The 21,389-nt window shown below is 68.0% G+C and carries 18 protein-coding genes; 7 read left to right on the forward strand and 11 right to left on the reverse strand.

The window, feature by feature from the left end; genetic code table 11:
- Positions 1–85: 85 nt before the first annotated feature.
- The 7 genes from QRN67_RS09220 (at position 86) to QRN67_RS09250 (ending at position 10,039) form a co-directional block, all read left to right on the forward strand.
- Positions 86–4,795 carry an RICIN domain-containing protein gene (locus tag QRN67_RS09220; protein WP_285411552.1) on the forward strand — a complete coding sequence of 1,570 codons (4,710 nt, stop codon included), beginning with the start codon at positions 86–88 and terminating at the stop codon, positions 4,793–4,795.
- Between the two features lie 143 nt (positions 4,796–4,938).
- Positions 4,939–5,178 (forward strand): F0F1 ATP synthase subunit C, encoded by a 240-nt coding sequence (atpE, locus tag QRN67_RS09225; RefSeq protein ID WP_081270724.1) that lies wholly within the window; start codon positions 4,939–4,941, stop codon positions 5,176–5,178.
- Between the two features lie 156 nt (positions 5,179–5,334).
- Positions 5,335–6,540, forward strand: a complete 1,206-nt coding sequence (locus tag QRN67_RS09230) for an ABC transporter substrate-binding protein (RefSeq protein ID WP_081270723.1) — start codon at positions 5,335–5,337, stop codon at positions 6,538–6,540.
- A 130-nt stretch (positions 6,541–6,670) separates the two neighbouring features.
- On the forward strand, positions 6,671–7,591 hold the full coding sequence (locus QRN67_RS09235) for a branched-chain amino acid ABC transporter permease (protein WP_081270722.1): 921 nt from the start codon (positions 6,671–6,673) through the stop codon (positions 7,589–7,591).
- Entirely contained in the window at positions 7,588–8,571 is a 984-nt protein-coding gene (locus QRN67_RS09240; protein ID WP_285411553.1) for a branched-chain amino acid ABC transporter permease, read from the forward strand. Before QRN67_RS09235 ends, QRN67_RS09240 begins: the two co-directional genes overlap by 4 nt.
- Positions 8,568–9,323: an ABC transporter ATP-binding protein gene (locus QRN67_RS09245; RefSeq protein ID WP_081270720.1), complete on the forward strand. Its 756-nt coding sequence runs from the start codon at positions 8,568–8,570 to the stop codon at positions 9,321–9,323. The genes QRN67_RS09240 and QRN67_RS09245 overlap by 4 nt, the downstream gene beginning before the upstream one ends.
- Positions 9,320–10,039 carry an ABC transporter ATP-binding protein gene (locus QRN67_RS09250; RefSeq protein ID WP_285411554.1) on the forward strand — a complete coding sequence of 240 codons (720 nt, stop codon included), beginning with the start codon at positions 9,320–9,322 and terminating at the stop codon, positions 10,037–10,039. Before QRN67_RS09245 ends, QRN67_RS09250 begins: the two co-directional genes overlap by 4 nt.
- Here QRN67_RS09250 and QRN67_RS09255 read toward each other — a convergent pair.
- From QRN67_RS09255 to QRN67_RS09305, 11 genes are all read right to left on the reverse strand, one after another.
- Positions 10,024–11,499, reverse strand: coding sequence for a SulP family inorganic anion transporter (locus QRN67_RS09255; protein WP_285411555.1), 1,476 nt, complete (start codon positions 11,497–11,499; stop codon positions 10,024–10,026). The genes QRN67_RS09250 and QRN67_RS09255 overlap by 16 nt on opposite strands.
- Positions 11,500–11,770: 271 nt before the next feature.
- Entirely contained in the window at positions 11,771–12,484 is a 714-nt protein-coding gene (locus QRN67_RS09260) for an SDR family oxidoreductase (RefSeq protein ID WP_081270717.1), read from the reverse strand.
- A 319-nt stretch (positions 12,485–12,803) separates the two neighbouring features.
- Positions 12,804–13,412 (reverse strand): glutathione S-transferase, encoded by a 609-nt coding sequence (locus QRN67_RS09265; RefSeq protein ID WP_285411556.1) that lies wholly within the window; start codon positions 13,410–13,412, stop codon positions 12,804–12,806.
- Positions 13,413–13,431: 19 nt separating this feature from the next.
- Positions 13,432–15,126 carry an FAD-dependent oxidoreductase gene (locus QRN67_RS09270; protein ID WP_350226835.1) on the reverse strand — a complete coding sequence of 565 codons (1,695 nt, stop codon included), beginning with the start codon at positions 15,124–15,126 and terminating at the stop codon, positions 13,432–13,434.
- A 29-nt stretch (positions 15,127–15,155) separates the two neighbouring features.
- Positions 15,156–15,899: an SDR family NAD(P)-dependent oxidoreductase gene (locus QRN67_RS09275; protein WP_285411558.1), complete on the reverse strand. Its 744-nt coding sequence runs from the start codon at positions 15,897–15,899 to the stop codon at positions 15,156–15,158.
- A 24-nt stretch (positions 15,900–15,923) separates the two neighbouring features.
- Positions 15,924–16,673 (reverse strand): SDR family NAD(P)-dependent oxidoreductase, encoded by a 750-nt coding sequence (locus QRN67_RS09280; RefSeq protein WP_106936019.1) that lies wholly within the window; start codon positions 16,671–16,673, stop codon positions 15,924–15,926.
- Positions 16,674–16,697: 24 nt separating this feature from the next.
- Positions 16,698–17,417 carry an ABC transporter ATP-binding protein gene (locus QRN67_RS09285; RefSeq protein ID WP_285411559.1) on the reverse strand — a complete coding sequence of 240 codons (720 nt, stop codon included), beginning with the start codon at positions 17,415–17,417 and terminating at the stop codon, positions 16,698–16,700.
- Positions 17,410–18,186, reverse strand: coding sequence for an ABC transporter ATP-binding protein (locus QRN67_RS09290; protein ID WP_285411560.1), 777 nt, complete (start codon positions 18,184–18,186; stop codon positions 17,410–17,412). Before QRN67_RS09290 ends, QRN67_RS09285 begins: the two co-directional genes overlap by 8 nt.
- Before the next feature lie 61 nt (positions 18,187–18,247).
- Positions 18,248–19,231: a branched-chain amino acid ABC transporter permease gene (locus QRN67_RS09295; RefSeq protein WP_285411561.1), complete on the reverse strand. Its 984-nt coding sequence runs from the start codon at positions 19,229–19,231 to the stop codon at positions 18,248–18,250.
- Entirely contained in the window at positions 19,228–20,130 is a 903-nt protein-coding gene (locus tag QRN67_RS09300) for a branched-chain amino acid ABC transporter permease (protein ID WP_081270710.1), read from the reverse strand. Before QRN67_RS09300 ends, QRN67_RS09295 begins: the two co-directional genes overlap by 4 nt.
- A gap of 13 nt (positions 20,131–20,143) precedes the next feature.
- Positions 20,144–21,361, reverse strand: a complete 1,218-nt coding sequence (locus QRN67_RS09305; RefSeq protein WP_081270709.1) for an ABC transporter substrate-binding protein — start codon at positions 21,359–21,361, stop codon at positions 20,144–20,146.
- Positions 21,362–21,389: the final 28 nt, after the last annotated feature.

Below are 21,389 nucleotides of genomic sequence, written 5' to 3' on the forward strand. Positions count from 1 at the left end.
ACGGCCGGCGACGCATGTCGCCGGCCGGGGTGCGCCCTGCGCGCGCGCTTTTGCAAGTGACCGATACAACAACCTGGAGGCGACGATGAGAATCCGGTATTACTTGATGGCGTTCCTGCTGCCGTTCGTCACGCTGCTGACGCACGCTGCAATCACCGGGGTCAGTCCGATGACGACCCTGAACAACATGGCGGCGGCGGTTTCCGCTGCGGTCGCCGACCCGCTCCCGCTGCAGGGGCCGGGCCTGGGCAACCTCACCTACACCTCGGCGGAACTGTTCAAGCCGGTGTCGATGATCACCAGCGCCGCGCATCCGCTCGACCCGGCGCACAGCAGTGCCTACGAATCGCGCGAGGTGCCCGCCACCTACCCGGGCCGCAAGGACTACGGCATGAACGCGGGCATCATGATCAACGGCTACTTCCTCACCTCCTTCGCGCCGGACAGCGGCCTGGGCCCGGGAGGCTTCCTGCTGTACGACGTGTCGAACCCGCGCCAGATCCAGCTCGTCAAGAAGATCTACGAACCCGAGGGCCGCACCAAGGAGTTCCGCGAGACGCACTCCTTCGGCACGGCCAAGGTCGGCGGCAAAACGTACGTGGTGCTGCCCAGCATCAACGGCGTGGAGTTCTGGGACTTCACCGACATCAACGACATCAAGCAGGTGAAGAAGCTGGCGCTGCCCGGCGTCAACGGCGGCGACTACGAAGACGTGGCCTGGCAGCTCTGGTGGCAGGCGCCCTACCTGTACGTGGCCTCGGCCGGCCGTGGCATCTTCATCGTCGATGCCACGGACCCCGCGAACGCGGTGGTCGCGAACCGCGGCGCCGGCAAGCCCAACCCCGTGCCCACCGGCGAACTCGGGGGCTTCCGCATCGGGCCGATCTTCACGATGGGCAACCACATGGTGCTGACCGCGATGGAAAGCAACGGCGGCTTCGCGAGCCTGGACATTTCCGATCCGCTCAACCCCAAGGTGCTCGACTCCATCGTGGGCACCACGCCGTTCTACTACGCGACCTGCTTCGACGGCAGGAACCTGCACGTCTCCACGCGCAACAGCGGCGCGAAGATGTACAGCTACGACCTGAGCGACCGCTCGCGCTTCGTGGCCGAAGACAACCGCCTCGTCATCGACGAGCAGCTCTACTGCGCCACGCAGGACAACTACGTCATACAGGGCGCGCAGACCCGCATCCACAAGGTCGACGTGAGCAACCCGCTCAACCACGTGGAGGTGGGCCGCGGCAGCATCCTGCGCGAGGACGACCCGAACTTCTCGCATTCGGACAACGGCCAGGTCGCGATGTTCGGCAACCTGGTCTTCGTGGGCAACGACCACGGCTCGGGCAGCGGCTTCATCGTGCATTCGGTGGATCCCGACATCACCAGGCCCGAAGTGAAGCAGGTCTCGCCCGCCAGCGGCGCGAAGCAGCAGGCGCTGACCTCGCGCATCGGCCTGGGCATGACCGACAACATCCGGCCGGAGAGCGTGAACGCCAACACCTTCATCGTGCGGCCGCTGGGCGGCAACACGCTGGCAGGCACCTACAGCGTGCAGCTGGGCATCATCAACTTCTCGCCCGACCAGCCGCTGCAGCCCGGCACCAGCTATGAAGTGTTCCTGCCCGCCAACGGCGTGAAGGACTATGCGGGCAACGCCATCGCGGCGGACTACAAGTCGGTGTTCCACACCGGCAACGCGAGCGACATCAGCCTCATGCACTACTGGACGCTGGCGGGCAGCCTGTCGGACCAGATCGGCGCCAACAACGGCACGCCGGCCACCGGCGACGCCTTCGAGAGCATCGGCCTGAACTTCGCCAACCGCACGGCAGGCGTGCCGCTGAAGAACGACACCGTGGCCACCGTGCTCGGCGGCACCGCTTCGCTGAGCTTCTACATGAAGACCACGCAGACAGGCGCGGCCAACTCGTGGACCGCCCCCGGTGTCTTCGGGCGCGACCAGGCGAACGGCACAGACGACGTGTTCTGGGGCTGGCTCGACACCAGCGGGCGCATCAAGCTGTCGGTCGGCAACGACGCGGGCACGGCCTCCTCGGCCGCGGTGAACGACGGCAACTGGCATCACGTGGTGATGACGCGCGACGCCGCCTCCGGCGCGCAGGCGGTGTACGTCGACGGGGTGAAGACCACCTCCGCCGGGCTCGCCGGCACCAAGGGCCTCGCGAACAAGTTCCAGCTGCTGGGGCAGATCCAGGGCAACGCCGCGCTCTTCAAGGGCACGCTGGCGGAAGTGCGGGTGTACGGCCGCGTGCTGAGCGATTCCGACGTGGCCACGCTGCGCGGCCAGGCCATCATCGGCGACCCCGGCATCGGCGGCGGGCCGAAGCTGGTCAACGGCCAGCTGGTGTTCAACCCCGCGACGCTGGGCGCGAGCGGCGCGCAGTACCGCTGGAACTTCGGCAACGGCACGCAGACGGCCTTCTCGAACCAGGCGAACTACACCTACACCTACAACACGCCCGGCCACTACACCGTGACGCTGACGGTGCGCGACGCCCAGGGCCGCGAGACCTACTACACCTACAACCTGACGGTGATCGCGCCGGTCACCGCACAGGCGCCCACGCACACCACCAACATCGCGGGCGACGCCAACTCGGTGTACTCGGTCAACCCCGACAGCGGCACGGTGGCCGCCATCGATGCGCAGACCCTGGCCAAGCGCTGGGAGACCCGCGTGGGCGACGAACCGAAGACGCTGGCCGTGGGCCCCGACGGCCGCATCTGGGTGCCGGTGCACGGCGAGGACAAGCTGGTGGTGCTCAACCCGGCCGACGGCACCATCTCGGCCACCGTGGCGCTGGCCTACGGCAGCGGCCCCTACGGCGTGGTCTTCACGCCCAACGGCAGCAAGGGCCTGCTGACGCTGGAGAGCAAGTCGGTGCTCATGAGCTTCGACCCCGCCAACGGCAGCACCACCGGCGCGGTGGCGCTCGAGGGCGATGTGCGCGGCATCGCGGTGGCGGCCGATTCGCAGGTGGCCTACGTCACGCGCTTCAAGTCGAAGATGACGGGCAACCAGCTGCACAAGGTCAACCTGCAGAGCATGAGCGGCATGGGCGCCATCGCGCTGCCGGTGGACACCACCACCGTCGACACCGAGAGCCGCGCGCGCGGCGTGGCCAACTACACCGCGCAGGTGGTGATCTCGCCCGACGGCAAGCGCGCCGTGCTGCCTTCGAAGAAGGACAACATCGTGCGCGGCAAATTCCGCGACGGCACGAACCTCGTGCACGACCAGACGGTGCGCTCCATCCTGTCGCAGGTCGACCTGCAGGCGGCGGCGCACAAGTTCGACGAGCAGATCGACTTCGACGACCGGGCCCCGGCGCGCGCCGCGCTGTTCTCGCCGGCCGGCGACTACATCTTCGTCGCGCAGATGGAAGGCAACCGCGTGGCCATCGTCGACGCCTACAGCCGCTCGATCCGCGGCGAGATCAACGCCAGCAGCGCGCCGCACGGCCTGTACCTGGACGCGGCGCGCAAGCGGCTGTTCGTCAACAACTTCCTGGCGCGCTCGGTGTCGGTGCACGACGTGGCCTCGGTGCTGTCGTCGGAGACCAACGCGCCGAGCTTCCTGCAGAACGTGCAGACGGTGGCGGTGGAGCCCATGGGCGCCGCGGCGCTGCGCGGCAAGCAGGTGTTCTACAACGCGTCGGACCGCCGCATGAGCAAGGACAACTACCTGTCTTGCGCAAGCTGCCACGCCGACGGCGGCGACGACGGCATGGTGTGGGACTTCACCCAGCGCGGCGAGGGCCTGCGCCGCACCATCAGCCTGCAGGGCCGGCGCGGCATGGGCCACGGCAAGCTGCACTGGACGGCCAACTTCGACGAGGTGCAGGACTTCGAGAACGACATCCGCAACGAGTTCGGCGGCACCGGCTTCCTGAGCAATGCAGACTTCGCGGCCACCTCCGACCCGCTGGGCGCGCCCAAGGCCGGCAGGAACGCGCAGCTCGACGATCTGGCGGCCTACCTGACTTCGCTGAACAAGTTCATGCGCAGCCCGGCGCGCGCGGCGGACGGCAGCCTCAGCGTGGACGCGGTGCGCGGCCAGACCGTGTTCAACACGGCACAGTGCGCCACCTGCCACACCGGCGCCACCTTCCGCGACGGGGTGCGGCATGACGTCGGCACGATCCAGGCCTCCTCGGGCAAGGGCATGAACCAGTCGCTGGCGGGCGTGGGCTTCGACACGCCGACGCTGCTGGGCACCTGGAACACCACGGCGTTCTTCCACAACGGCCAGGCGGCCACGCTGCAGGACGTGCTCGCCAGCGGCCACGGCAATGCGTCCAGCCTGCCGGCCAACGACGTGGTGGCGCTGCGCGAATACGTTCGCTCGCTCGACAACGACCCGACGCCGGTGGTCACGCGCATACGCTCCAACCTCAGCAACCTGTGCGTGAACGTGAAGGGCGCGGCAACCACGAGCGGCACGACGGTGGTGCAGTGGCCGTGCGGAAACGCCGGCAACGAGCGCTTCACCATGACGCAGACCGGCGACGGCTTCGTGCAGTTCAAGGTCGAGCACAGCGGCCTGTGCCTGGCGCAGAGCGGCACCGCGACCACCAACGCGGCCGTGGTGCAGCTGGCCTGCTCGGCCGGCAACACGACGCATTGGAGCCTGGTGGGCTCGACCCTGCGCAACCGCGCCTCGGGCTCCTGCCTGGACGTGCCCGGCGGCGCGACCGCGCAGGACACGGCGCTGATCACCTGGACCTGCAACGGCGGCAACAACCAGAACTGGACGCAGGCGCCCTGAGGCTTCAGGACGCTCCGCCTGCGAGCCGGCCGTATTCACGGCCGGCTTTTTTTTCGCTTGCCCCATGACCTCCCACGTCATGGACCGTGCGCACCCGCTCTGGGAAAGTCTCTCCATCGATCAACCAACCAGGAGAAAACATCATGACCGGCTTCAACATCCTTCCGCTCGCAGTCGCATTGCTGATCGGCATTGCCGCACTCGGTTCGTGCCTCGGCATCGGGCTGGTGGGCCAGAAGTTCCTGGAAAGCAGCGCGCGCCAGCCCGAGATGGTGGACACGCTGCAGACCAAGTTTTTCCTGATCGCCGGCGTGACCGACGGCGCATTCATCATCGCCACCGGCATCGGCCTGTGGTTCGCCACGGCCAACCCCTTCGGCTGAACGGAAACGACACGACGCACTGGCACCATTCGTGCTAGTACCGTTGACACCAAATCGTTTATGGCTAAAGTATTTAGCTATCAACGGTTCGGTGCCATGGCTGCCGCAAGACGCGGCAGCCGGTGCGTCGTTTCATCCTTCCACGCCGGAGAATCCATGAGCCATCTGCCCCCGAAGTCGCCCGCGCTGCCGCGCACCCTGCTGTCGCTGCTGCTGTGCGGCGCCGCCCTTGGCACCGCCGCGCAGGCCATGGCCGCACCCGTGAAGGTGGGCCTGGCGCTCGACATCTCGGGGCCCTTCGCGGCACTGGGCGCCGAAGCGCGCGACGGCTTCGCGCTGGGCATCAAGCAACTGGGCGGCAAGCTCGGCGGACAGGACGTGGAGTTCGTGCAGGCCGACATGGCCGGCAGCCCCGACCAGGCCAAGCAGCTGGTCGACCGCATGATCCAGCGCGACAAGATCGACCTCTTCAGCGGCCCCATCGGCTCCAACGTGGCGCTGGCCGTGGGCCCGACGCTGTTCAACGCCAAGGTGCCGTACCTCTCGGCCAACGCCGGCCCGAGCCAGTTCGCCGGTGCGCAGTGCAACGCCTACTTCTTCGGCACCGCCTACCAGAACGACCAGTTCCACGAAGCCGCCGGCAAGTTCGCGCAGGACCGCGCGTTCAAGAAGATCGTGCTGATCGCGCCCAACTACCCCGCCGGCAAGGACGCGCTGGGCGGCTTCAAGCGCCAGTTCAAGGGCCAGGTGGCCGACGAGCTCTACACCAAGCTCGGCCAGATCGACTACGCCGCCGAACTCGCGCAGCTGCGCGCGGCCAAGCCCGACTCCATCTACTTCTTCCTGCCCGGCGCGATGGGCATCAACTTCATCAAGCAGTTCGTGGGCGCGGGCCTGTCGAAGGACATCACGCTGGTGACCAGCGGCTTCTCGGCCGACGAAGACGTGATCGGCGCCGTGGGCGATCCGATGCTCGGCCTGTTCAACACCTCGCACTGGGCGCACGACCTCGACAACCCCGCCAACAAGGCCTTCGTGGCCGCGTTCCGCAAGGAATACAACGGCCGCTATCCGTCGGTGTACGCGGCGCAGGCCTATGACGCGATCCTCGCGATGGACGCGGCGGTGAAGCAATCGGGCGGCAACGCGCAGAACCGCGAAGCCGTGGTGGCCGCGCTGAAGAAGGCCAACTACGCATCGACGCGCGGCAGCTTCAAGTACGCCAACAACCACTACCCCATCGAGAACTTCTACCTGCGCGTGATCGGCAAGGATGCGCAGGGCAAGGTCACGAACAAGCTGATCAATACGGTCCTGACCAACTACGGCGACTCCTACGCCGACAAGTGTCCGCTCAAGTAGCTCGCCCCCAGGCTTCGCGCACTTCGTGTCGCCTCGCCTACCCCCTGCCGGGGGCGACACCTGAGGCCCGGCGAAGCCGGTTCCTCGGTGTCTCCTGAATGAAAACGCGGGCAACCCTGTTGGTTCTTCTATGAGTGGAATTCTTGTTCTGGAGCAGCTGCTCAACGGCCTCGGCTACGGGCTGATGCTGTTCCTGCTGGCAGCCGGGCTGACGCTGGTGTTCGGCATCATGGACGTGCTGAACCTCGCGCACGGCTCGCTGTTCATGGCGGGCGCGTACGTGGCGGCCGAGGCGCACACGCGCACCGGCTCGTTCGCCGCGGCCATCGTCATCGCGGTGGCGGTCACCGTCGTGGTGGCGCTGCTGCTCGAAGTGCTGCTGATGCGCCGGCTCTACACACGCGACCATCTCGCGCAGGTGCTCGCCACCTTCGGCGTGATCCTGGTGGCCGATGACATCGTGACGATGGCCTGGGGCCCCTCGCCGGTGATGGCGCCGACGCCCGCCGCGCTCTCGGGCCCGGTGCAGCTCATGGACGGCCTGCCCTATCCGGCGTACCGCCTGGTGATCCTCGTGGGCGGGCTGCTGGTGGCGCTGGCGCTGTACCTGCTGGTGAACCACACGCGCATCGGCATGCGGGTGCGCGCGGGCGCCTCCGACCGGCCGATGGCCGAGCTGATGGGCGTGCGCGTGGGCCGCATCTTCAACGGCGTGTTCCTGCTGGGTGCCGCGCTGGCGGCGCTGGCCGGCGCGCTGATGGGGCCGATCGTCGCGGTGCAGGTCGGCATGGGCGAAGCGATCCTGATCCCGGCGCTGGTGGTGCTGGTGATCGGCGGCATCGGTTCGGTGCGCGGCGCCTTCGTGGCCGCACTGTTGGTGGGCGTGGTCGACACCGTGGGGCGCGCCTTCGTGCCGATGCTGCTGCGCGCCACGCTGCCGCCGGCCACCGCCGCCGACCTGGGGCCGCTGTTCGCCGAAGTCGCGATGTACGCGCTGATGGTGGTGGTGCTCATCTTCCGGCCATCAGGCCTTTTCTCGGCACGCGCATGAAGTCACCCTCACGCTACATCGGCCTCGGGCTGCTCCTTGTGCTGCTCGCGGCGTTTCCGCTGGTCGCGCCGCTGTTCGGGCTCGAGTTCTACATCGGCTTCGTGCGGCGCGTGCTCATCGTGGCACTGGCGGCGGCGAGCCTCAATTTCATCCTCGGCTTCGGCGGCATGGTGGCGCTGGGGCATGCGGGCTTCATCGGCATCGGCGCGTACACGGTGGTGGCGCTGAGCGACGCGGGCGTGATGTCGGGCTGGATCATGTGGCCGGCCGCCGCGCTCATGGCCGGCCTGGTAGCCACGCTGATCGGCACGGTGGCGCTGCGCACGCGCGGCGTGTACTTCATCATGACCACGCTGGCCTTCGCGCAGATGCTGTACTTCGTGGTGGTGTCGCTGCGCCGCTATGGCGGCGACGACGGCTACACGCTGATGTCGCGCCCCACGCTGCTGCCCGGCCTCGACCTGGGCAACGAATCGAACTTCTACTGGGTGGTGCTGGCGATCGTCGCGCTGGCGCTATGGTGGCTGCACCGCGCGACGCAATCGCGCTTCGGCCATGCGCTGATGGGCATCCGCGACAACGAGACGCGCATGCGGGCGCTGGGCTATCCGGTGTTCCGGCTGCAGCTGGTGGCGTTCGCCATCGCGGGCGCCATCGCGGGGCTGGCGGGTGCACTGCTGGCCGGCGGCAACGGCTTCGTGAGCCCGGCCACGATGCACTGGACGCAGTCGGCCACACTGCTGGTGATGGTGGTCATCGGCGGGCTGGGGCGCAGCTGGGGCGGGCCTGTGGGGGCTGTCGTGTGGCTGGTGCTGGAAGAAGCGCTCAAGCAGCACACGGAGCATTGGCACATGCCGCTGGGACTGTTGCTGATTGCCGTTGCCCTGTGGGCGCCCAAAGGATTGGCCGCACTGTACAAGCGCCGCCTGCCCCTCACCCCAACCCTCTCCGCAGAGGGGCGAGGGAGTAAAGCACCATGAGCCTTTTCAGAATCGAAGGGTTGGTCAAGCGCTTCGGCGGACTGCTGGCCACCGACCATGTGAACCTCACGGTGGAGCGCGGCGAAGTGCATGCGCTCATCGGGCCCAACGGGGCGGGCAAGACCACGCTGGTGAACCTGATCACCGGGCTGCTGAAGGCCGACGCCGGCCGCCTGCTGCTCGACGAGAAGGACATCACCTCGCTGAAAGACCACCAGCGCGTGGCCGCCGGCATGTCGCGCTGCTTCCAGGTGACGCGCGTCTTCGCCAAGGAAACCGTGCACGACAACCTGATGCTCGCGGCGCAGGCCCATGCGGGCAGCAGCCTGCGCTTCATGGCGCCGCGCGCGAAGGAGCGCGACCTCGTCGACCGCGCGGTGGCACTGGCCGACCGCGTGGGCCTGGGCAGCGAGCGCGACCGCATCGCCGGCACGCTGCCGCACGGTGCGCAGCGCGCGCTCGACGTGGCGCTGGCACTCGCGGCCGAGCCCAAGCTGCTGCTGCTCGACGAGCCGATGGCCGGCATGGGGCCGGACGAATCCGCGCGCATGGTCGAGCTGATCGAATCGCTGCGCGCGTCGATGGCCATCCTGCTGATCGAACACGACATGGACGCGGTGTTCCGCCTGGCCAACCGGCTCACCGTGCTGGTGCAGGGCAAGGTGCTGATGAGCGGCACCGCCGACGAAGTGCGCGGCCACCCGGATGTGCAAGCCGTGTACCTGGGCACCGAAGCGGAAGGGCACTCATGAACACGGCCACTACATTGCTCGAAGCGAAATCCATCGAAGCCGGATACGGCGCGAGCCAGGTGCTGTTCGGCATCGACATCGACATCCGTCCCGGCGAAGTGCTGGCGCTGCTGGGTCGCAACGGCATGGGCAAGAGCACGCTGCTCAAGGTGCTGACCGGCACGCTGGCACCGATGCGCGGCGACGTGCGTTTCGACGGCGCGGCCATCGGCGGGCACAAGCCCGACGCCATCGCGCGGCGCGGCGTGGCCATCGTGCCCGAGGGGCGGCATGTGTTCCCCAACCTCAGCGTCGACGAGCACCTGCGCGCCTTCGCACGGCCGCGCCCCGGCAGCGCGCCGCGCTGGACGGTCGAGGCGCTCTACGGCCTGTTCCCGCGCCTGTCGGAGCGCAAGGCCAATGCGGGCAACCAGCTCTCGGGCGGCGAGCAGCAGATGCTGGCCATCGCGCGCGCGCTGTCCACGCACCCGCGCCTGCTGATCCTGGACGAAGCCACCGAAGGCCTCGCACCGGTGATCCGCGAGGAAATCTGGAATTGCATCGCCACGCTCAAGGCAGAGGGCGAAGCGATCCTGGTGGTCGACAAGTACGTGCAGCGCCTGCTGCCGCTGGCCAACCGCCATGTGATCCTGGAGCGCGGACGCGTGGTGTGGCAGGGCGACTCGGCGGCGCTGGATGCCGACCGGTCGCTGTGGACGCGCTACCTGGGCGTTTGAGCCTGGGGCGCCGCGTCGAGCTGCAGGATCAGGTCCTGGCTGGCGCGGTTGAGCCCGCTCACTTCCACCACGCTGCCATGCTTGCGCAGCCGCTCGACCACCTTCCTGAGTGCGGCCACGGCCGTCACGTCCCAGAAGTGCGCGCCTGACACGTCGATGCGCACCGGCGCACCGTCGATCTCGCGCACGTCGAATGCATCGACCAGCATGTCGGCCGATGCGAAGAACACCTGCCCGGTGACGCGGTACACGCGCGTGCCGTCCGCATCCTGCGCGGCATGCACGTGCAGCAGCCGCGCCACCTTGAAGGTGAAGAACACGCCGCTGAGCATCACGCCCGTGGCCACGCCCGCGGCCAGGTTGTCGGTTGCCACGGTGACGGCCACCGTCGCGAGCATCACCGCGCTGGACATGCGCGGATGCCGCACCAGCGCGCGCAGAGAACCCCAGTCGAAGGTCGATGCCGACACCATCACCATGATCGCCACCAGCGCCGCCACCGGCACCCGCGACACCCAGGGCTTGAGCAGCACCATGAGGATCAGCAGGAACGCGCCGGCGAACAGCGTCGACAACCGCCCTCGCCCGCCGTAGCGCACGTTGCTCACCGTCTGGCCGATCATTCCGCAGCCCGCGATGCCGCCGAAGAAGCTGGCGGCCACGTTGGCCACGCCCAGGCCGCTGCATTCGCGGTTCTTGGAGCTGGGCGTGTCTGTCAGCTCGTCGACCACGCTGGCGGTCATCATCGATTCGAGCAGGCCGACCATCGCGATGGCAAACGCGGGCAGCGCGATGATGCGCAGCGTCTCCAGCGTCAGCGGCACGTCGGGCAGCGCGAACGCCGGCAGCGCGCCGGGCAGTTGCCCGAGGTCTGCCACCGTCTTCAGCGGCAGGCCCAGCCAGTGGCCCGCCAGCGTCACGACCACGATGCACACCAGCGGCGACGGCACAGCCGTGGTGATGCGCGGCAGCAGGTAGATGACGGCCAGCCCCAGCCCGACCATGGCCCAGGTCGCGGTGTTGGCGCCGATGAAGTGCGGCATCTGCGCCGCGAAGATCAGGATGGCCAGCGCATTGACGAAACCGGTGCGCACCGACGACGACACGAAGCGCATCAGCACCCCGAGCCGCAGCAGCCCGAACACGATCTGCATCAGGCCCGCGAGCACGCCGGCCGCGAGCAGGTATGGCAGGCCATGCGCATGCGCCAGCGGCGCAGCCACCAGCGCCACCGAACCGGCCGCGGCCGACACCATGGCCGGCCGCCCGCCCGTGAAGGCAATGACGATGCCGATGACGAAGGAAGCGAACAGCCCCACGGCCGGATCGACGCCAGCCACGAAAGAGAAAGCGATGACTTCGGGAATGAGCGCGAAGGTGGCGACGGCGCCGGCCATCAGCTCGCGGGGAATGCTCGGGCACCACTCGGCGCGCAGGCGGCTGTGCGGGGAAGAAGACATGAGAAGAAGAAATAGAAGGCTGCCCGCATCGGCCGACGAGGCGATGCGGGACATGCATGGCAGGAGGCAAAAGGAAGCCGGCTTACTCGCGGCTCCCCTGGGTGTGGCGGCGGCCGGAGCAGGCCGCCGCGCATCACTGCGCAGCCTTCATCAAGGAGGCGTGGGCCGCGAGCAGCCTGACTGCCGGCGGCGGATGGGGAAACGGGGCATCCTCGGACACATGGGCCGCAATTGTAGGCAGCCCGACGGGCGCCCTCTACGACTTGCTCACTTAAACCGAACGCGTGATGCCGCCGTCCACCCGCAGGTTCTGCCCCGTGATGTAGCCGCCGCCCTCCGACGCCAGGAAGCCGATGACCGCCGCGATCTCGCTGCTCTTGCCGTAGCGGCCCATCGGAATTCGCGAACGGAACTCGGCTTTCTCGGGCAGGCTGTCGATGAAGCCCGGCAGCACGTTGTTCATGCGCACGTTCTGGGCGGCGTACTTGTCGGCGAACAGTTTGGTGAAGGCCGCGAGCCCGGCGCGGAACACGCCGGAGGTCGGGAACACCGGGTCGGGCTCGAAGGCGGCGAAGGTGGAGATGTTGATGATGCTGCCGCCGCCCTGCGCCACCATCAGCGGCGCGACGAGCCGGCTGGGCCGCACCGCGCTCAGCAGGTAGACGTCCATGCCGCGGTGCCAGTCTTCGTCGGTGATCTCGAGGATGGGCGCGCGCGGACCATGGCCCGCGCTGTTGACCAGCACGTCGACGCGACCCCACTGGTCGGTGACCTTGTCCACCAGGCGCTTGATGTCGTCGTTCGACTGGTTGGAGCCCGTCACGCCGATGCCGCCCAGTTCCGCGGCCAGCGCCTCGCCTTTGCCCGACGACGAAAGAATGGCGACACGAAAGCCATCGGCCGCGAGCTTGCGTGCGGCGGCGGCGCCCATGCCGCTGCCACCGGCGGTGACTATGGCTACTTTTTTCTGTGCTTCGGAAGACATGTATGGGGTCCTTGGTTCATGCTGGACCTGCATTTTTAGCCGAGGATTTTCTAGGGTGTGTGCACAGGCCACCGGGTACTCCCCTCCGCGAATGTCCCCCGGGGCTTCGCCCCTCCTCCTTTGTTTCGCTGCGGGGAGCACCCGGTGTCCTGTGCACGGGGCACGCTGCTGGTGCGCGACCGATCAACCGGCGCTGCGTCCAACGCTCACGCCGGCGGGGTGCCTTGCGCAGCGAAATAAAGGAGGAGGCCGCAGGCCGGGGGACATTCGCGGAGCAAGGTACCCCGTCGGCGTGAGCGCTCCCCGAGCCGAACGAAACTCAGGCAGTAGGCAAAGTGGCCTGCATCGACGAACGCTGGTTGAACACCTCGAACCACTTCGCGCTGTTAGGTGCTTCGGCACGCCAATCCACATCGGGAAAGCGGAAGTCCATGTACCCCAGCGCGCAACCGAATGCGATGGTGCCGATGTCCAATCGGTCGCCGAAGGAAGGCGACGCAGTCTCGAGCCATTCGAGCCCGGTTCGCACCTTCGACAGCTGGCCATCGGTCCAGTCGGCCCAGCGCAGCGACTCGGGACGCAGCACGTTCTCGTAGCGTGCGAGCAATGCGGCACCCGTCATGCCGTCGGCCAGCGACAGCTCGGTCAACCGCGCCCAGCGCTGCGCACCTTCTGCCGGAAACAGCTTGCCCGACTGCGTGGCGTTGAGGTACTCGCAGATCACGCGGCTGTCGAACAGCACCTGCCCGTCGTCCGTGAGGAACGTCGGCACCTGGCCGAGCGGGTTCTTCGGGATGATGGTGGCGTCGCGCTTCACGGGGCCGGCCGCGCTCGGCAGCTTCTCGATGCGATCGGCAATGCCGAGCTCGTGCGCCACGACCATGCACTTGCGGACGAAGGGGGATGCGGGAGAGAAGAAGATTTTCATGACGAGGTGCTGTTGTCTTTCAATGGTGTTCGGCGGCGGCGCCGTGTGCCAGGTGCATGCCCGCCACCCAGCCGAAGGTTAGCGCGGGTCCGAGCGTGATGCCCGGCGCGGGGTACTCGCCACCCATCACGGAGTGCATGTCGTTCCCGGCCACGTACAGGCCAGCGATGGGCTCGCCCTGCGCATCGAGCGCACGCGCGTTGCCGTCGGCGCGGATGCCCAGCGCGGTGCCGATGTCGCCGGGGTACACCTTCACGGCATAGAACGGCGCCTGATTCACCGGCGCGAGGCAGGCATTGGGTTGATGCTCCGGATCGCCGAGGTAGCGGTTGTAGGCATCGCTGCCCTTGCCGAACACCGGGTCCTGGCCCTGCGCGGCAAGCGGGTTGAACCTGGCGACGGTTCGCGCCAGCCCGGCCGGGTCCACGCCCGCCTGCAGCGCGAGCGCTTCGAGCGTGTCTGCGCGATAGAGATAGCCGGCGCGCACCAGATGCTCGCGCGGACGGCCGCCGGGCAACGCAAGGCCAAGGCCCCACTTCTCCATGAACGCGCTGTCACACACCAGCAGCGCCGGAATGCTCGCGGCCTTGGCGTTCGCACGGTACATGCCGCGCACGAACTCGTGGTACGAGGTCGATTCATTGACGAAGCGCTCGCCGCGCGCATCGACTGCGATCAGCCCCGGCTTGGCGCGGTCCCACACCAGGTGCGGGTACCGCAGCACGCTGCCGTCAGGGCGCGTGAGCAACGAGACGGGAGCCCACAGCGCCGGCCCCGCGTGGGCCGTGCCGAGCACGCCGCCGGCCTGCTGCGCCATCGCAATGCCTTCGCCCGCATTGTCTTGCGGCGACATCGAGTACGGCCCGGTGGGTGCCGGATAGTGCTGGCCGCGCATGGCTGCGTTCCACGGAAAGCCGCCGGTGGCGATGACCACGCCGCGCCGCGCGTGCACCGTCAGTTCCTTGCCGTCGCGGCGCAGTCGCACGCCGGTGACCGCGCCTGTCGCGTCTTTCTCCAGCCCCAGCGCCGGCGTGTTCAGCCAGAACGGAATGCCCTTCTTCAGCACGCTGTGAAAAAGCCGGGCAGCCAGCGCATTGCCCAGCAGCAGCCGCGTGCCGCGGTGGTGGCCGCTCAGGCGGTCGCCGAAGTAGCGCAGCACCATCTTCACCCCATGCTTCCACGACGCGAACGAACGCCAGACCGCAAGCAGGTGCTTCACGTCGGTCATGTTGACCATCATGCCGCCGAGCACGCAGAACTCGGGCAGCGGGTCGCGCAGCGTCTTGAAGTGCGGACCGAGCAGCCGGCCGTCGAACTCGATGGGATCGAGCGAGCGGCCGCCCATCGCGGCGCCTTCGCGGTCGGGGTAGTAGTCGGGCGAGTAGGTGCGCGCGGCGAGCTGCACGTCGGTGCGCTCGCGCAGGTAGCGCAGCGCGAGCGGGCCGGCGTCGAGGAATGCGTGGCGCAGCTCTTCGTCGCCGGCCGCGCCCACGGTGTTCTGCAGGTAGGTCCAGGCCTTGCCGCGCGTGTCGGGATGGCCGGCCGCCTCGGCCTGGTCGTTCAGCGGCACCCACACGGCGCCGCCCGAGATGGCCGTCGATCCGCCGATGCGGTCGGTCTTCTCGACCACCAGCACGTCGAGGCCTTCGAGGCTGGCGGTGAGCGCGGCGGAAAGGCCGCCCGCGCCACTGCCGACGACGACCACGTCGTACACGGTCTTTTCCTGTTGTTGCTGCCGTGCCATCAGGACCCCGACCCGCCGAGCGACTTGCCGCCGTCCACGAACAGGACCTGCCCGGTGACGAAGCAGGTCGCCGGCGACGCGAAGAAGGTCACCGCGTGCGCGATGTCCTCGGGCCGTCCCGCCGCGCCGGTGGGCTGCAGCGCAAGCTGCGCGGCCAGGCGTTCGGGCGACAGCGCGCGCAGCAGCGGCGTGTCGATCAGCCCCGGCGCGATGGCGTTGACCATGATGCCGCGCGGCGCAAGCTCCATCGCGCTGGCGCGCGTGTAGCCGACCAGTGCAGCCTTGGACGCCACGTAGTGCGCGTGGTTCTTCGCGCCCAGGTAGGCACGCGATGCGATGTTGACGATGCGCGCGCCGTCCACCATCTTGCGCGCGGCCTCCTGCGTGAGCGTGGCCACGGCCAGCAGGTTCACTTCGTACATGCGGCGGAAGTCCGCCGAGGTCACGTCGAGGAAGGCTCGCTCGTCGAAGATGCCGGCGTTGTTGACCAACGCGGTGAGCGGCGGCAGCTGCTGCACCATCGCGCGCACGGCGGCCTCGTCGGTCAGGTCGATGGCGCGGCATTCCACGTCGAGGCCCGCGTTGCGCAGCACCTGCGTCTCGCGCTCGGCAAGCTCGCCGTTGTAGTCGGCCATGACCACGCGCCAGCCGCCCTGCGCCATGCGCTCGACGATGGCGCGGCCCATGCCGCTGGCGCCGCCCGTCACCAGGACGAGCGGCTTCTCTGTACTGCTGTTGTTCATGATTGTTCCGATGTGCGGCGGTGCTCAGACCGCCAGGTAGCCGCCATCGACCGGCAGCACCACGCCATTGACGTAGCTGGCCATCGATGACGCGAGAAAGACGACCGGCCCGGCGATCTCGTCGGCCTCGCCGTGGCGCTTGATGGGCACGCGGCTCATGTACCAGTCGGTCCCGTGTTCGGTCTCGCGCTGGCCGGCCGTCATGTCCGTGACCATGAGGCCCGGGGCCACCGCGTTCACGCGCACGCCGTAAGGCGCCAGGTCACGCGCCAGCACCTGCGTGAGCGAACGCACGCCGCCCTTGGCCACCACATAGCCGGCCGACGAGATGCCCGCACCGAAGGCCACGATGGACGACAGGTTCACGATGCTGCCCTGCGTGCGCTTGAGCGCCGGCACGAATGCCTGCGTGACGTTGAACACGCCCTGCAGGTTGACCGACATGACGCGGTCCCAGGCTTCGCGCGCACCGGGCTCGTCGAACTTCGAGCGCGCGGAGATGCCAGCGTTATTGACCAGCACGTCGATGTCGCCGTGCGACGCCGCGACGCGCACCGCGAGCGCATCGACCGCCGCCGCATCGCTCACGTCGACGCTCTCGGCATCGGCGCGGCCGCCGGCTTCGCGGATCGACGCGGCCACCTTTTGCGCGACTTCGAGGTCGCGGTCCACCACCAGCACGTGCGCGCCTTCGGCCGCCATGCGGCGCGCGATGGCTTCGCCCAGGCCGCGCGCGGCGCCGGTGACCAGCGAGAGTTTGTCTTTGAGGAGCATGAACTTTCTTTCTGGGAAGCGGCGTCAGACGCCGAGGTAGGCGCGGCGCACCGCTTCGTCGTTTGCCAGTTGTGCGGCGGGACCGTGCAAGGAGATCTCGCCGTTCTCCAGGATGTAGCCGTAGCTCGACACCGCCAGCGCGAGCTGCACGTTCTGCTCGACCAGCAGGATCGTGATCTTCTGTTCGCGGTGCAGGCGCTCGATGATCCCGAACATCTGCTCCACCAGCAGCGGCGACAGGCCCATCGACGGTTCGTCGAACAGCATCACGCGCGGGCGCGCCATCACCGCGCGGCCGATGGCCAGCATCTGCTGCTCGCCGCCCGACAAGGTGGCGGCCATCTGGTGCTGGCGCTCCTTCAGGCGCGGGAACATCGTGTAGACCGACTCCAGGTCGTTGCGGATGCCCGCGCGGTCGCGCCGCAGGTAGGCACCGAGGTCGAGGTTCTCGCGCACGCTCATGTCGCGGAACACCTGGCGGCCTTCGGGCACCTGCACGATGCCGCGCCTGACCAGCGCGTCGGAGCCCAGCCGGTCGATGCGTTCGCCGTCGAGCCGCACCTCGCCCTCGGTGCAGTCGACCAGGTTCGAGATGCAGTTCAGCGTTGTGGTCTTGCCTGCGCCGTTGCTGCCGAGCAGCGCGACGATCTCGCCCTCGGGCACGTCGACCGACACGTCGCACAGCGCCTGGATGCGGCCGTAGGCGGCCGAGATGGCGCGCAGTGACAACAGTGCTTCAGCCATGCGCCGCTCCTTTTCCACTTCCTTTGCCAAGATAGGCCTCGATCACGCGCGCATTGCTGCCGATTTCCGCGGGCGTGCCTTCCGCGATCTTCTCGCCGAAGGCCATGACGGTGATGCGGTCCGAAATCGACATCACCAGCTGCATCACATGCTCGACCAGCAACACGGTGATGCCGTCGCGCGCCACCAGCTCCTTGAGCAGCCGGTCGAGGCTTTCGATCTCGCGGTTGCGCAGGCCGGCCGCGGGCTCGTCGAGCAGCAGCAGCTTCGGCTTGATGGCGAGCGCGCGCGCCAGCTCCAGCAGCTTCTGGCGGCCGAAGTCGAGGTCGCGCGCCGGCTGGTGGCGCTCGTCGGCCAGGCCGACGCGCTCCAGCAGGTGCATCGCGAAGTCTTCGGTCTCGCGGTCGGGACGGCGCAGCAGCCTGCCCAGCGTGGCGGCGCCGCGCGAGTGCGTGCCGAGCAGCACGTTCTCGAGCACCGACAGTTCGGCGAACAGCTCCAGGTTCTGGAAGGTGCGCGCGATGCCAAGAGAGGCCATGCGGTGCGGCGACACGCTGGTGAGCTCGCGCCCTTCGAAGGTCACGCTGCCGCTGCTGGGCGTGTAGAAACGCGAGATGCAGTTGAAGGTGGTCGACTTGCCCGCGCCGTTCGGCCCGATGAGCGCATGGATGCGGCCCTGCTCCACCTGGAACGAGAGACCGTTCACCGCCTTCAGGCCGCCGAACACTACGCTGATGTCGCGCACGTCGAGGAATGTGGTCGTGTTCATTGAATAACCTCCGCGCTGCGCGCTACGGTGCGAGCTTGCTCGGGGCGGCCCAGCGCGGCGCTCATGCGTGCTTCTCCGTCACGGCCACGGAACCCGCGCGCTGCGACTTGCGGCGCGCCGCGAAGAGCGAGGCCATGCCCTTGGGCAGGAACATCATGAAGAGCATGAGGATGCCGCCGTAGATGATTTCCTGGTACGACGGCGCCTGCCGCAGCAGCTCCGACGCCAGGCCGAACACGATGGCGCCGGCCACCGCGCCGCGCACCGAACCCAGGCCGCCCACCACCACCATCGTGAGGATCAGGATGGTGGTCTGGAAGCCAAGGCTCTCGGGATGGATGAAGGAGGTGAACAGCGTGTACATGCCGCCCGCCACGCCCGCGAAGGCGGCCGACAGCACGAAGGCCGTGACCTTCACCGCGCGTGTGTTCACACCCATGGCGATGGCCGCCACGTCGCTCTCGCGCACCGCGCGGAACGACGAGCCCAGCCGCGAGCGCGACAGCGCCACCGTGAGCCACAGCATCAGCGCCGCGATGGCCACCACGAAGGGGTATGCCTGCAGGTCGTTGAGCAGCTGGTGGCCGCCGAGCGAGGCCGGCTTCATCTGCAGGCCGTTGGAGCCGTTGGTCACCGATTCCCAGTTCAGGAACACCCACTGCATCGCCTCGCCGAAGGCGAAGGTGGCCAGCGCCAGGTAGATGTCGCGCATGCGCAGCGCCAGCAGTCCGATCACCCAGCCCAGTGCGGCCGACAGCACGGCGCCCGCGAGGATCGACACGAAGAACGGCGGCTGCCACTGGTTGTTGATGAGCCCGGCCGTGTAGATGCCGATGCCGAAGAAGGCCGCGTGCGACAGCGCGAACTGGCCCGTCTCGCCGATGACCAGGTGCATGCCCAGCGCCAGCACCGAGAACACCATCAGCAGGTTGACCACGTACAGCACATAGCCGCTGGTGGTGAAGGGCAGCACCGCGAGCACCACGGCCATGCCGAGCAGCACCCCGCGGTCCCACCAAGGGGACGAAACTGTCGAAGCGCTCATACCTTCTTCACCTGAGGCTTGCCGCCGAGCAGCCCTTGCGGACGCACCAGCAGCACCACCATGATCGCCACGAAGGGCGCGACCACGATGGCGTTGGACGAAATGAAAAGCCCCACCAGGTTCTCGACGATGCCGATGATGAAGCCGCCGACCACCGCGCCCGGCAGGCTGGTGAAGCCGCCGACGATGGCCGCCGCGTAGGCCAGGATCGCGATGTGGCCGATGTCGGGCGTGATGAGGATCTTGGGCGTGATCAGCAGCGCCGAGATGGCCGAGATGACACCCGTGAGCGCCCAGATCTTCATGCGGATGGTGCCGAGCTTCACGCCCACGATCTGCGCGCCGCGCGGGTTCATGCCCACCGCGCGCATGGCCTGGCCGGTGCGGGTGCGCGTGAACATCAGGTACAGCAGCACCATCACCACCACGGCCGAGCCGAAGATGGCCAGGTCGAGCAGCGTGAGCGAGGCCTGCCCGATCATGATGGGGTCCTGCGGCACCAGCGAGGGCAGCGAGCGCGGCGTGTCGCCCAGGCCGGTCTTGCGCACCAGCCCCTTGAGCAGGTACGCGAAGCCGAGCGTGGCAATGACGAGCTGCACGCCCACGCCGCGCGAGGCGGTCACGCGCTGCATCACCACGCGCTGGAAGGCCGCGGCGAGCAAGGCGGTGACCACGATGCTCGCGAGCACCGCGGCCCAGTAGGGCCAGCCCCACACCACCAGCGGAAAGAGCGCGGCGTAGCCGCCGGCCATGAAGATTTCGCCTTGCGAGAAGTTCGGCACGTCGGTGGTCTTGAAGACCATGACGATCGCCACCGCGAGCAGCGCGTAGACGCTGCCGGTGACGATGCCGGACAGCACGCCCTGCTGGACGAACAGCCAGATGTCGGAAAGACTCATGTCGCGCCGGCCGTCAGGGCTTGTACTGCCACACGCTCTTGTAGCTGCCCGGCACCAGCGCCATGTTGCTGCCGTCGAACTTGATGTAGATGGCCGCTTCCTGCGCCGCGTGGTCCTGCGGGCCGAACTCGATCGGGCCGGCCATCACGCCGGAGTCGAACTTCATCGTCGACAGCGCCGCGAGCACTTTCTCGCGCGTCGGGTTGGGGCCGGCCGCTTTCAGTGCGTTGACCACGGCCATCGCGGGCGGAATGCCGTAGGGCATGTAGGCCTGCGGATAGCCCGGCTTGGAGGCCAGGTCGGGGTAGGAGGCCTTGTACATGTCGTACACCCACTTGAGCTTGGGACCGCCGGGAACGTCGGCCAGCACTTCCTGGATGTAGACGTTCTTGAAGGCGTCCTTGTTGCCCACGTTCTCCACCAGCTGCTTGAGGTCGGCGGTGGAGTTGACGGCCAGCACGATGGGCTTGTTGAAGCCCAGCTCGAAGGCGCGCTTGACGATCAGGCTCACCGGCCGTGCGTAGGTGGTGAGCAGCAGCACATCGGGGTTGGCGGCCTTGATCTTCAGCATGGGCGCGGTCACGTCGGTGATGTTCGGGTTGACCGACTGCACCTGCAGGTCGACGCCGCCCAGGGCCTTGGCCTGCGCCTGGGCCGACTCGAGGTTCCAGCCGCCGTAGGCGTCGTCGTGGTTGATGTAGCCGATCTTCTTCGCCTTGAGCTGCTCGCTCGCGAACTGCACCATCGAGCCGCCCACCGCATGCTGCGAGATGGAGAACGCGCCGTAGATGTACTTCGACGGCGGATACAGCGCGCCGTCGCCCGAGGCGTTGAGCATGACCAGCGGGATCTTCGCGCGCTCGACGTATTCGCGCGCGCCCACCACGGCGGCCGAGCAGGAGCCGCCGTTGAGCAGGAACACCTGGTCCTGCTCGGTGAGCTTCTTCACCGCGGCCAGCAGGTCGTTGGCGTTGCAGCGGTCGTCTTCCACCACGAGCTCGATCTTGCGGCCGTTCACGCCGCCTTCCTTGTTGATCTTGTCGTAGTACATCTTCGCGGCGTTGATGACGTCGAAGCCGTAGTTCATCGACGGGCCCGACATCGGCGAGAACATGCCGATCTTGATGGTCTTGTCGGTCAGGCCGGGCTCGGCCTGCGCGAGCGCGGCGGGCGCCGTCGCGCAGAGCGCCACGCCCAGGGCCAGTGCCGAAATCAGGAAGTTCTTTTTCATGAGCTGTCTCCGTTGGAATGAAAGGGTG

It is taken from the genome of Variovorax sp. efr-133-TYG-130, from assembly GCF_030208835.1.
In the GTDB taxonomy this organism is placed as follows: Bacteria; Pseudomonadota; Gammaproteobacteria; order Burkholderiales; family Burkholderiaceae_C; genus Variovorax.

Bases quoted from the DNA above. Each gene is read 5' to 3' on its own strand.
- QRN67_RS09220 (WP_285411552.1), top strand. From the start codon at position 86: ATGAGAATCCGGTATTACTTGATGGCGTTCCTGCTGCCGTTCGTCACG.
- atpE (WP_081270724.1), top strand. From the start codon at position 4,939: ATGACCGGCTTCAACATCCTTCCGCTCGCAGTCGCATTGCTGATCGGC.
- QRN67_RS09230 (WP_081270723.1), top strand. From the start codon at position 5,335: ATGAGCCATCTGCCCCCGAAGTCGCCCGCGCTGCCGCGCACCCTGCTG.
- QRN67_RS09235 (WP_081270722.1), top strand. From the start codon at position 6,671: ATGAGTGGAATTCTTGTTCTGGAGCAGCTGCTCAACGGCCTCGGCTAC.
- QRN67_RS09240 (WP_285411553.1), top strand. From the start codon at position 7,588: ATGAAGTCACCCTCACGCTACATCGGCCTCGGGCTGCTCCTTGTGCTG.
- QRN67_RS09245 (WP_081270720.1), top strand. From the start codon at position 8,568: ATGAGCCTTTTCAGAATCGAAGGGTTGGTCAAGCGCTTCGGCGGACTG.
- QRN67_RS09250 (WP_285411554.1), top strand. From the start codon at position 9,320: ATGAACACGGCCACTACATTGCTCGAAGCGAAATCCATCGAAGCCGGA.
- QRN67_RS09255 (WP_285411555.1), bottom strand. From the start codon at position 11,499: ATGTCTTCTTCCCCGCACAGCCGCCTGCGCGCCGAGTGGTGCCCGAGC.
- QRN67_RS09260 (WP_081270717.1), bottom strand. From the start codon at position 12,484: ATGTCTTCCGAAGCACAGAAAAAAGTAGCCATAGTCACCGCCGGTGGC.
- QRN67_RS09265 (WP_285411556.1), bottom strand. From the start codon at position 13,412: ATGAAAATCTTCTTCTCTCCCGCATCCCCCTTCGTCCGCAAGTGCATG.
- QRN67_RS09275 (WP_285411558.1), bottom strand. From the start codon at position 15,899: ATGAACAACAGCAGTACAGAGAAGCCGCTCGTCCTGGTGACGGGCGGC.
- QRN67_RS09280 (WP_106936019.1), bottom strand. From the start codon at position 16,673: ATGCTCCTCAAAGACAAACTCTCGCTGGTCACCGGCGCCGCGCGCGGC.
- QRN67_RS09285 (WP_285411559.1), bottom strand. From the start codon at position 17,417: ATGGCTGAAGCACTGTTGTCACTGCGCGCCATCTCGGCCGCCTACGGC.
- QRN67_RS09290 (WP_285411560.1), bottom strand. From the start codon at position 18,186: ATGAACACGACCACATTCCTCGACGTGCGCGACATCAGCGTAGTGTTC.
- QRN67_RS09295 (WP_285411561.1), bottom strand. From the start codon at position 19,231: ATGAGCGCTTCGACAGTTTCGTCCCCTTGGTGGGACCGCGGGGTGCTG.
- QRN67_RS09300 (WP_081270710.1), bottom strand. From the start codon at position 20,130: ATGAGTCTTTCCGACATCTGGCTGTTCGTCCAGCAGGGCGTGCTGTCC.
- QRN67_RS09305 (WP_081270709.1), bottom strand. From the start codon at position 21,361: ATGAAAAAGAACTTCCTGATTTCGGCACTGGCCCTGGGCGTGGCGCTC.